The sequence below is a fragment of the Kistimonas scapharcae genome, assembly GCF_039540975.1.
Classification (GTDB): Bacteria; Pseudomonadota; Gammaproteobacteria; order Pseudomonadales; family Endozoicomonadaceae; genus Kistimonas; species Kistimonas scapharcae.
Genome location: NZ_BAABFL010000384.1, coordinates 1 through 11,690, shown reverse-complemented (window position 1 = coordinate 11,690; position 11,690 = coordinate 1). Strand labels below are relative to the sequence as shown.

Genomic DNA, 11,690 nt, shown 5'->3' with positions numbered 1-11,690 from the left:
AACAGCCATAATCCAAAATGCATAGCCTAACCATGATCGTTGACTGTTATATATACGTAATCAACGGATCTGATTCATGACCGTACTCCTTTACCTCATTAATACTGTCTTTGCGCCTTCCTGGTTACAGACCAGTGGCTTCTAAGAATTAAGACAATGAAGCAACAGTAATAGTTCAGGCATCACATGCTTTTTTCTTTATACTAATCTAACGTAACTTATTGATATTAATTAATTTTTAATATTTTCACCCAGAATAAGCCAAAGGTCGTACTCCCTATAAATGGCATTTCATCATTCCGCCCAGCGGATACGATTACGTCCAACATGTGCAGACTGTAGTTTGTCGTCGGAGGGGGGGAATTGACGTAGCAGACCATAAAGTGCTTGATGTCATACTGCTATTCAGACATATGGCGACTGCAGCAGTAATTCATCCATGCCTCGGGATAACTGAACGGAACCTATCAGCCTAAACTATCCACAGCGTCCTCCGAATAAGAAGCGTTCTTGATTCAATCAACTCGTTAGAAGAAACACTATCAGAGCAAAAAAGTTATTCACAGGCGGTGGTTATCCCAGTCGTCAGGCGGGCCACGGCTGCTGTGGATAGCGTAAGCTTGGCCTGTGTGGATATAAATATCCATAGTGCTCAGGGTGACATGCCGGGTCATAAACGGAATTTTGATTTCCGTGCCCGGCGGTGGAAATTCCGCTGTCATGCTGAGCTGTGGATTGGCCTTGATGATTCGTTCTCGCCACGTCTGTGGATAACTGCCATGTCGCTTTGCCAGGCCTGCCGCCAGCCGGTCCAGAGAGTCTTTGCCCGTAACGGTATATGAGATCCAGGAAGAGAACTTACTCAGTCCGGTTACACCATGCCCGGAGAGAGTGTTATCCACAGTGGTCAAAACAGCCATAGGATCATCTGCCCCAATGGCTTGTTCATCACGAAGCGGGATTTCAAAGGTGCTTGCTCTCTTCTCGCCCTGAGTTTCCCTGTCAGATGCAGCGTCAGCCAATACCGGTTGTACAGATTCTTCCGCCACGGGTTTATTCACAGGCTCGGCTTTTGGCATCACCGCAGCAATGGCTTCCGGCGAGAAGTGCGGATCATAGGTGATCTCATCCGTCACAGACGCAAAAGCCAGTGCCCGGCTGCCCGGCCGACGCTGTTCATTATGCCTGACCAGTTTCAGTGTCTGGTCCAGCTTGCCGGCCGTCTTGATCTTTTTCCTGAACAGCAGGCCCAGCGTATCATCCGACAAGGCCGGGAGTTCCACACTGCGCCCATACATGGCTTTGCTGGATTTCCTGAAATCGAACTGGCTTGCCGCAATCTGTTGCTGACTGAATCCCACCGCATCCGGCATCCAGATATCCACTTCTTTGAGCATGGCGGTTTCGGTCGGCATCACCAGCATCAGGAAACGCAGGTTTTCCTGGGTGACCGGCTGGGTACTACTTAAACGGATAATTACCCGACCATCGGATTCACGATGCCAGGTGGTTCTGATATCAGCATTAAAGAACTGGTGGGGAATGTTGTATCGCTGGTGATCCAGCGGTGAAGCAACATCCACAATGAAGGGGCTTTCGGGATCAGCCAGGCCGGACACTTCTATTTCGGCACGTAATGGCTCATTCAATCCGGAGAGTAATTTAACGGCGGAGAATTCTATTGCATGGGCGGGGACTGAAATCAGAAACAATACGAATACTGCAAGGACAAAACCCCACGGTCTCATCCCTGACCCGGAAACAAGCTTTGTTTCGAGCGCAGTAATGCCAGTATTCATACCTTTCAGAATAGCAATCGAAACGCTATAAAAGCCTATTTTTTCAATAAATTCATAGGGTTAATTAACATCTTGTGACAGAGTACTGTTATTTTCCCAGTCCTCTTGAGGTCAATAAAAAAACAACTATCAGTAATCTGACACTCGGTAGTGTTGTGAATTATTCTGGGTAATGATCTGCGTTTCTGTTGATTGTGTGATAACAACCGTCTGTTTAGTTATCCCCAACGATCCACATCAGCGTCTGATTTTTTGAAAAAATGCATTTTTCGCAGCAGCGAAAATAAAAAAAGAGGTGCGCTTATTTTTTTATTCACAGCCTCAGAATCAGCAATTCATCAACAGTTTAATAATTCACAGGCCATGTTAACCACAGGAAAACGATTCACAGGCCACTTAATCACAGAAAAACTATCCACATTGCCTTTACGCACAGCTTGAACACCGCTCACGAAGTCATCGACAACTTATACAGTTCGGTACCGGATTCATCGGGCGATTTTCCGAAAATTCGGTACTGACTTGTTATTGACGGAAATGCGAACAAAAATACGCCAGAATAGTGATTACGTGGGTTTTATGGATATCAGGCCGTATCCGTTTTACGGCAGATCTCGCACAAAACCACCTAAAACGGTACCCTGAACAAAACAATAATGAGCCCATAGATGATGGAAAACGCCTGCCTCATGCACCATAACGAGACAGCAGCCAGACTCCGACACCGTGTTTTCTCACGGTTGTCGCCTCTGATGGGCGCTCTGTTGATGGCCGTCACCGTACTGAGTGGCTGTTCCGATACGTGGAACGATCCCCACGCACCAGAACCTGAAGACAAGGTCACCTACTACGCCAGTTATTCCAATCAACCCCGCCATCTGGATCCGGTTCGCGCCTACAGCGCCGAGGAAGGACTCTTTCTAGAACAGATTTACGAACCGCCGCTGCAATACCACTTTTTGAAACGGCCTTATGAACTGATCACTGCCACCGCCAGCGAAATGCCTACGGTGACCTACCTGGATGAGAATCGTCAGCCGCTTGGCAGTAATGCCGAATCGCCAGCCTACAGTGTCTTTACCGTCAAGATTCAGTCGGGTATCCGCTATCAACCCCATCCGGCACTGGCGAAAGCTGGCGGCCATGCGCTGTATTTCTTTGAACATGCCAATGAATCGGCAGAATACGGCTCCCTCAATGATTTTGCCGAAACCGGCAGCCGTGAACTGCTTGCAGACGATTATATTTATGCGATTAAACGGATCGGCGATCCCGCGAACAAATCACCGTTGATTGGTTTTATGGCGGATTATATCGTCGGTCTGAAAGACTTCACGAAAACAATTGCAGAAGAGAGAAAGGCAGAAAATATCCCGTTATGGCTCGATCTTCGCCAGCACGACATGAGTGGCCTGAAAAAGATCGATGACCACACATTCGCGATCACCATCAATGGCAAATACCCGCAATTCCGTTACTGGCTGGCAACACGCTTCTTCTCCCCGCTTCCCTGGGAAGCCGATCGCTTCTATCACAACCCCGGCTTCAAGGAACGCAACCTGACCCTGGACTGGCACCCCATCGGCACCGGCCCCTTCATGATGGCGGAGAATGATCCCAACCGAAAGATCGTGCTGGTTCGTAACCCCAATTTCCGTGAAGAACTTTATCCAGACGAAGGCGCACCTGGCGACGAACAAAAGGGATTACTGGCTGATGCCGGCCAAGCTCTTCCGATGATTGATCAGGCCATTTTCGTCAATGAGAAAGCTTCCATTCCCCAGTGGAAGAAATTCCTGCAGGGCTATTACGACCGCTCCGGCGACGAAAGCAGCAACATCAACTCCGCCACCTTTGACCAGGCCTTTAACACCGGCCCGGATGGCATGTCGCTGTCAGAAGAGCTGCTGAGTCATGGCGTCAGAGTCGATGAAGAGATCCGTCCCTCACTCTATTACACCGGTTTCAACATGCTGGATCCGGTGGTCGGCGGCTACAGCGAAAAACAACGCAAGCTGCGCCGCGCCATTTCCATCGCCTGGGATGATCAGGAATTTATCGATATTTTCTACAACGGACTGGGGCAGCAGGCTCAGAGCCCGATTCCTCCCGGACTGTTTGGCGCAAAGGAAGGCCGCGAAGGCATCAACCCCTTAATCTTTGACTGGGATGAACAGCGTAACCGCCCCGTCCGGAAATCCATCGAATACGCGAAAAAACTACTGGCCGAAGCTGGCTACCCCGGCGGCCGGGATGCAGTGACTGGCAAACCGCTGGTACTGTATCTGGATACCGCCGGAAGCGATTCCGGCCCCGGTGCCGACTGGATGCGCAAACAGCTCGACAAACTGGGTATCCAGCTCGAATTCCGCCCCACCGATTACACCCGCTTCAAGGAAAAGATGCGTCAGGGCAACACCCAGATCTTCCGCTGGGGCTGGCTGGCAGACTACCCTGACCCGGAAAACTTCCTGTTCATGCTCGATAGTCATCAGGGCGCACAGAAGTGTAAATGCGACGGGGTCAACACCGCGAATTACGATAATCCGGAATACGACCGGCTCTTCGATCAAATGAAAACAATGGACAATGGCCCCGAACGTGCTGGCATTATCGACAAAATGGTCGACATCGTGCGGAGGGATAACCCATGGATCATGGGTTTCCACGTCAAGGATTACTACCTCAGCAACGCCTGGGTGCACAACACCAAGCGACACGGTATCAGCCTGGGTACGCTCAAGTATGTGCGCGTGGAACCGGCACTTCGTGAAGAAAAACAACTGGGCTGGAACCGCCCGATCCTGATTCCGCTGCTGATTACCCTGGGCATTGTCATTGCGCTGGTGATCCCGGCAGTTCGCGCCTACCGCCGCCGCCAGCACAGTACCGTTGTCGGAGGTCGCCCGGAATGAGCCTTACATACCCACGGCTGCCCGGATGCAGCCTCTGGAGTGAATGAACATGTTTGCCTATCTGATCCGCCGCGTGCTTTACGCCATCCCGATCCTGATCGGCGTCAACCTGCTGACCTTTGCGCTGTTCTTTATCGTCAACACGCCACAGGATATGGCCCGTGCACACCTGGGCGAAAAGTACGTGACGCAGGAAGCCATCGACCGCTGGGTGGCCGAAAAGGGCTATGACAAACCGCTATTCATCAATAGCGAAAACAATGGAATATTAACGCTAACGGACACGATCTTCTTCGAAAAATCTCTAAAACTCTTTGTATTTGATTTTGGCCAGTCCGATCAGGGGCGAGATATCAGTACCGATGTACTCGACCGTATGTGGCCAAGCCTGGCGCTGGCAGTACCCACCTTTATCGTGGGTATCTGGGTGAATATCTGCATCGCGCTACTGGTGCTGATGTTCCGAGGCACGATACTCGATCGCTTTGCCGTGATGGTATTCGTGGCACTGATGTCGGTCTCCTACCTGTTCTATATCATTGCCGGCCAATACCTGTTTGCCGGACTCTGGCGACTGGTGCCGGTTTCCGGCTTCAATCCCGGGGTGGATGCCTGGCGATTCCTGGTACTGCCGGTGATTATCGGAGTGCTCGCCGGTCTCGGTGCCGGCGCACGCTGGTACCGCACCTTGTTCATAGAAGCTTCAGGACAGGATTACGTGAAGACGGCGCGGGCCAAAGGTGCCAGTGAGATTCGTGTACTGTTCCGCCACATCCTCCCCAACGCCCTGCTGCCCATTTTGACCGGTGTCGTGGTGGTGATACCGCTGCTCTTTATGGGCAGCCTGATCATGGAATCCTTCTTCGGTATTCCCGGGCTGGGCAGTTACATGCTGACTGCCATCCAGGCCCAGGACTTCGCCATTGTCCGTGCCATGGTCTTCGTCGGATCCGTGCTCTACATCATCGGCCTGATCCTCACCGACATTTCCTACACCTGGGCCGACCCCAGGGTTCGCCTGAATTGACGAGGATAACGCCATGAAACCGGTACTACTCTGGAGCGATACCCTGGTCTACCTGATGGTGGCGGCGCTGGTCAGTTTTGTCTTTTCCATCCGTCGTAACCCGGAAACCTGTGCCCGCTGGCGCGAGGTGTTTGCCACCCGGCTCGGCATGGTGACCTTTGTTATCATCATGGGCTATGTCAGCGTTGCGCTTTTGGACTCCCTGCATTTCCGCAAGGCCCTGCCACCTACGGAAGGACACACCAACCAGCAGGTGTTCTACAGCAACCAGGTCTACAGCGTGCTCGACCTGATGCTGGGGGAAATGGGCGAGAATCACGAAAGAACCTACTCTGCCCCCTTTGCCCTGAAATCCTTCGTCAAGGAGAACCGGCATACTGACGATGGCGGCATGGCGAGAGATTACCCGGACCTGAAGTATGCCGGCAGCCACCTGGCGACAGCGGATGATCAGGCTGGCGATATTGCCATGAACAGCCTGACAGCCCTGGGCAAAGGATTCGTTATCAGCGCCATACTGATCGTCCTGCATCTGGCTTGGCGACGTAGAAAAACAACAGCCAATGGTAGTGATTTACCCTGGAAAAGCGCCTATATCACACTAACCGTCACGATATGCTTATTAGCCTGGCTGATTGACCTGGGCAACCTCTACCATGTGCTGGGCACAGATCAGGCCGGTAATGACACCCTCTACAAAACCCTGAAAAGCATCCGCACCGGCATCCTGATAGGCACGCTGGCCACCGTAATCATGATGCCTATTGCGATTGTGTTCGGTATCTCCGCCGGCTACTTCAAGGGCTGGGTGGATGATGTCATCCAGTATCTCTACACCACGCTGAGCTCAATTCCCGGCATTCTCCTGATCGCAGCTTCCGTGTTGCTCTTCCAGGTCTTCATTGACAATAACCCCGACTTCTTTGAAGTGGGACTTGAGAAAGCAGACGCCAAGTTCCTTGGCCTCTGCTTCATTCTCGGTGTCACCAGCTGGGCAGGCCTCTGCCGGATGCTACGTGCGGAAACCCTGAAAATCAGTCAGCTGGAATATGTTCAGGCAGCCCATGCATTCGGAGTCAGCCATTGGCGCATTCTGATGCGTCATATTTTGCCCAACGTTATGCCGATCATCATGATCACATTTGTGCTCGATTTCAGTGGATTGGTTCTGGCTGAAGCGGTGCTGTCTTACATCGGTGTTGGCATTGATCCGGCGATGGCCAGCTGGGGCAACATGATCAATATGGCCCGCACCGAACTCTCCCGGGATCCGGTCGTGTGGTGGAACCTGATCGCCGCACTGCTGTTTATGTTCACGCTGGTACTGGCCACCAACCTGTTCTCCGACCTGGTGAATGACGCCTTTAATCCAAAGGCTCAGCTGGAGGGCAGTGCATGACCGGCAACACAGGACAATCTGTGGATAACCACAAGCAACCCGCTCTGGCAAGGGATTCAGAACAACCTGTGGATAATCAAAATACCCCGCAGACACCCCGACTTTCCGTCCACAACCTGAGTGTACAGCTCACGGGAAATGGCCAAACCGGCATTCTGGACAACGTCAGTTTTGACCTCAACGCGGGTGAAATTTATGCCCTGGTTGGCGAGTCGGGCAGCGGCAAATCGGTGACCGCCACCGCGATTCTTCGCCTGCTGCCAGATGCTCTGACCATCGCCGCTGGCGAAGTTTTACTGGAAGGTGAAAACCTGTTTGCCCTCACCGAGCAATCCATGACATCCGTGCGCGGCGCGCGGATCGCCATGATCTTTCAGGATCCCATGAGCGCCCTCAATCCGGTTCAGCGCATCGGTGATCAGATTGCTGAAACGCTGCGCCTTCATGCCAGGGATAATGAGCAAAACATCCGGAATCGTGTTGTCGAACTTTTGACGGAAACCGGTATTCCCGACCCGAAACGACGGATTGACTGGTATCCCCACCAGCTCTCCGGCGGCCAGCAACAGCGCGTGATGATCGCCATGGCACTGGCCTGTGAACCGGACATCCTGCTGGCCGACGAGCCAACCACAGCACTCGATGTCACTATCCAGAAACAAATACTTGCCCTGGTGGCCGAACTCACCCTGAAACGTCGCCTGGCCGTCCTGCTGATTACTCATGACATGGGCGTCGTAAGGACAACGGCGGATCGTGTCGGGGTCATGTACCAGGGACAGATCATCGAAGAAGCAACCTGTGAAGACTTCTTCCATCATCCAAAGGAAGCCTACAGCCGTCGACTGATTGACAGCCTACCGGATATGTCCGCCTACCGCCCAGAGGAGCATGAGACGCCACTGCTCACTGTGCAAGACCTGAAAGTCCATTTCCCGATCCGCAAAGGCATCCTGCAACGGGTGCACGACCACACCCGTGCCGTTGACGGTATCAGCCTGGATATTCGTCGCGGCGAGACCCTGGCGCTTGTGGGAGAGTCCGGCAGCGGCAAGAGCACTACCGGGCGGGCCATCCTGAACATGGACCGCGCGACTGCCGGCGTTATCCATTTTGACGGCCAGGACATCACCAATCTCCCGCGCCGTGCCATGCTGCCCCTCAGGAAACGGATTCAGGTGATCTTCCAGAGCCCTTATGCGTCCATGAACCCCCGAATGACGGTTGGTGCCATTATCGAGGAAGGCATGATGTCCCTTCTGCCTGAGATGAACAAATCACAACGCCAGGCCCGTATCGAAGCCCTGCTGAAGCAGGTTCAGCTGGAGCCGGAGCACCGGCTACGCTATCCACACGAATTCTCCGGCGGTCAGCGTCAACGTATTGCCATTGCCCGTGCTCTCGCTGTTGAACCTGACCTGATTATCTGCGATGAGCCCACCAGCGCGCTGGATGTGTCCATTCGCGCAGAAGTCCTGGAACTATTGCAGACACTCCAACATAACCTGGGCGTCTCCTACCTGTTCATCACCCACGACCTGTCCATCATCCCCCAGCTGGCGCATCGGGTGGCAGTCATGAAAGATGGTGTGATTGTGGAGCAGGGAAAAACGGAACAGATCATCACTCGTCCTCAACACCCTTACACACAAGCCCTGCTGGCGTCATCGCCAGTCATGGCAGCGGCAGATGGCTAGTACAGTGGTGCATCACCAGGGCAGGACGTCACCGGACCAGTCAAAGAATTGACCTGTATCGTCTGCCGTCAGCCCCGTCAATACACTGACAATGCGTTGCGCAGACAATTCCGGCGTGTACAGTTTGTCAGCAGGGGTATTAGCCGTGAAGGGACGGGACAGGTTCGAGACTGTCGTCCCCGGATGTATCGCCACCACGGCGGCTTGTTTGTGCGTTCTGCCAATTTCGATAGCTGCGGTCCTGACCAACATATTCAGTGCCGCTTTCGAAGCCCGATAGCCATACCAGCCACCCAAACGATTATCCCCAATACTCCCTACTTTGGCACTGAGTGATGCAAACACGGCGGGTGTATTTTTGGGCATTAAGCTTGAAAAATACTTCAGCAGTAATCCGGGAATGATCGTGTTGATTGCAAAGTAACGCGTCAGGGAATCTGTCGAAATATCCTGCAGTCGTTTTTCTGGTTGCAGATGATTGCCATGCAAAATGCCAATTGCATTGATTATCAGATCATAGGAGTGCCCCTGCGTTTTCATCGTGTTCGCGACAAAACTCAATGATTCTTCACTGTAGTCAGACTCAATCAGTGTTTGGATACTATCACTCTCAAACGCAAGGGCATCCCTGACAACACCGGTCACCGCATAGTCACTCGAAAGGGTATCCGCGAGGGCGCGACCAAGGCCTCCGTTGACACCAAAGATCAGTGCCTGCCTTTCTCTCATGACGTCCTCCTCCCGGAAAGTGTTTGTTGTCCCTGAAGCCGTATACAAGTCCAAACCTCAGTATGACCAATACTGATTACTGTCGGGTTACATCGGGTCTGTATGAACGACTAGTTCACGATAACCGGATAATGGACAATGCTCTCTTGTCACCCTTACATCTGTCATTGGCATCAATGCAACCTCCGCCGTCGTATGCACAATAGCGCCGGGTTTCAGATGCCCGCCAACGACGTGTCCTTTTTGGTCTGAGAGGCTGATATGAATATGACTGCCGTCACTCGTCAGCACACCTACCAGGGATACAATTTAAAACGATCCTTCCAATGGCGTGACATCCCATCCTGCTGATCAGCAAAACGAATCATCGCCTTGGACAAGCTACCGACACAGGTAATGATCGCTGCAGATCGGATATTGTTCCGCGCAATAAACTGCTCCATCCCAAGAAACAAATCATCTCCCGGCGTAAGACGGAAAAGCAAGCAAGATGCCATTGTCCACTCCTGAGTCCACTGTATCGCATATTTTTTAGCATAGTGTGACAACACATCATTGGCCTTACATCCCCATGAACAGTCATGCATAATGCAAGAAAGACGCCGCAATGCATTACAACAATAACGATGCTGAAACGAACTTAGTGACATGTTACCCATACAACAAGCCAGCCTCTTTTTCTGTCTGTCACTGACTCTGCTGAACCTGATTCTGGTGACAGCTTCTGGTAGACGTGAACCCGTCACACATTGCTTCGCATTGTTGCAACTGTGCCTGATCGCTTACCTGATTCAGCCATTAACCCTACAACTTGAGGCAGGATTTCTGGTTGACTGGGTGGTGGCCCTTGGAAGGAATGCACTTCCCTGTATTTTCTGGCTCGTATGCCTACTAGCGTTCAATGACGAATTCAGGTTAAACCGTCGTGTATTATTAACAGCGTCAGTTGTCGCCTTATTTGGTCCGATGCTGAAACTGGTTTTTCATATCGTCGGTTATCAGCCTTCACTATGGATCAACTTCTTCAGCCATTGGATACCGCAATCCATTGAGTTTTTACTGATAGGTCACGCACTGATAACGATTGGCCGTTACTTGCGTGAAGACTTAATACAAAACCGTCGTCGTTTGCGAGGATGGCTACTTGGCTGCACAGGATTTTACATAGCATCCGTCGTATTAATGGAACAACTTATCGGATTGAACGACAATATACGTATAATGAACAGCATTATGCTGGCTGCTTTCCTTCTGATTTTTAACGCACTGTTACTCCGTTTTAAAACCGATCTTCTCTATCCTGCACGCCGACAAAAACAGGAAATTATATTTACCTATAACAACAATACGGCAATTGACGTCAATAAATCAGAAAAGCCTGCTTCTGCTGACCCCATTGAAGACACAACATTTAGTCGACTACAGTCGTTAATGGAAACCGAGTTCATTTACCGGGAAGACAGCCTGACGATTGGGGAACTGGCCGGTCGACTGAACATGCAGGAATACCGTCTTCGATCGCTGATTAACCGCCAGCTCGGTTATCGAAATTTCAACGATTACCTGAATCATTTCCGCATTCGTGAAATCCGGGAACGACTATCAGACCCCAATCAGAAGGAGATCCCCATCCTGACCATTGCCCTGGAAGCAGGATTCCACTCCCTGAGCGCCTTTAACCGCGCCTTCAAGAATCGCATGGGCATCACGCCCAGTCAGTACTGCGAGGAACGGCAACGGCTGCCTGAAAAGCCCGCCCCAACACCACTGACCGATTCTGAAACCACTGACTGATTTCCAAAAAACAACGACTTTCTGGCGTTTTACATAAAATCAGTCATTGGTTGACTGATTTACTCTCCAGGATGAGGCGTTTTGCGGTAATGAAATCACTCACTCTGCTCATCGCCAATAAATGCCATCTGCGCACCCAATCCTCTGCATGAAACCCAAAATGCCAACACACTGATGAGTGAAACACACAGTAAATCCATTAACTGGGAAAATAGCAGTGAGCCAAGACTGACTCATTTCTGAACTAATGCATATTCTGGTTTACTTGAACACCGATTCTGGTCTACTTGAACACCCCCGTCACCTTACGTATTGGCGAGCCTGATTTTT

The 11,690-nt window shown here is 51.5% G+C and carries 9 protein-coding genes; 5 read left to right on the top strand and 4 right to left on the bottom strand.

The window, feature by feature from the left end:
- Nucleotides 1–560: 560 nt before the first annotated feature.
- Nucleotides 561–1,748 (bottom strand): type IV pilus assembly protein FimV, encoded by a 1,188-nt coding sequence (locus ABD892_RS14070; RefSeq protein ID WP_345196452.1) that lies wholly within the window; start codon nt 1,746–1,748, stop codon nt 561–563.
- Nucleotides 1,749–2,467: 719 nt separating this feature from the next.
- On the opposite strand from ABD892_RS14070, the gene ABD892_RS14065 reads away from it, so the two are divergent.
- The 4 genes from ABD892_RS14065 to ABD892_RS14050 are packed head-to-tail and all read left to right on the top strand — an operon-like array spanning nt 2,468 to nt 8,837.
- Entirely contained in the window at nt 2,468–4,714 is a 2,247-nt protein-coding gene (locus tag ABD892_RS14065) for an ABC transporter substrate-binding protein (RefSeq protein WP_345196450.1), read from the top strand.
- Between the two features lie 49 nt (nt 4,715–4,763).
- A complete protein-coding gene (locus tag ABD892_RS14060; protein ID WP_345196449.1) occupies nt 4,764–5,741 on the top strand; it encodes an ABC transporter permease in 978 nt (325 codons plus the stop codon).
- Nucleotides 5,742–5,754: 13 nt separating this feature from the next.
- Nucleotides 5,755–7,140: an ABC transporter permease gene (locus tag ABD892_RS14055; protein WP_345196448.1), complete on the top strand. Its 1,386-nt coding sequence runs from the start codon at nt 5,755–5,757 to the stop codon at nt 7,138–7,140.
- The gene (locus tag ABD892_RS14050; protein ID WP_345196447.1) at nt 7,137–8,837 is read left to right on the top strand and encodes an ABC transporter ATP-binding protein; all 1,701 of its coding nucleotides are present in this window, start codon (nt 7,137–7,139) and stop codon (nt 8,835–8,837) included. Before ABD892_RS14055 ends, ABD892_RS14050 begins: the two co-directional genes overlap by 4 nt.
- Before the next feature lie 12 nt (nt 8,838–8,849).
- Here ABD892_RS14050 and ABD892_RS14045 read toward each other — a convergent pair whose 3' ends face one another.
- From ABD892_RS14045 to ABD892_RS14040, 3 genes are all read right to left on the bottom strand, one after another.
- Complete coding sequence (locus ABD892_RS14045; RefSeq protein ID WP_345196446.1) at nt 8,850–9,566, bottom strand: SDR family NAD(P)-dependent oxidoreductase; 717 nt, start codon at nt 9,564–9,566, stop codon at nt 8,850–8,852.
- A gap of 87 nt (nt 9,567–9,653) precedes the next feature.
- On the bottom strand, nt 9,654–9,857 hold the full coding sequence (locus tag ABD892_RS27130; RefSeq protein ID WP_425559262.1) for a PCC domain-containing protein: 204 nt from the start codon (nt 9,855–9,857) through the stop codon (nt 9,654–9,656).
- Nucleotides 9,858–9,859: 2 nt separating this feature from the next.
- Entirely contained in the window at nt 9,860–10,063 is a 204-nt protein-coding gene (locus ABD892_RS14040) for a PPC domain-containing DNA-binding protein (protein WP_345196444.1), read from the bottom strand.
- 151 nt (nt 10,064–10,214) lie between these two features.
- Between ABD892_RS14040 and ABD892_RS14035 the strand changes: the two genes are divergently transcribed.
- On the top strand, nt 10,215–11,360 hold the full coding sequence (locus ABD892_RS14035) for a helix-turn-helix transcriptional regulator (protein WP_345196443.1): 1,146 nt from the start codon (nt 10,215–10,217) through the stop codon (nt 11,358–11,360).
- Nucleotides 11,361–11,690 lie beyond the last annotated feature (330 nt).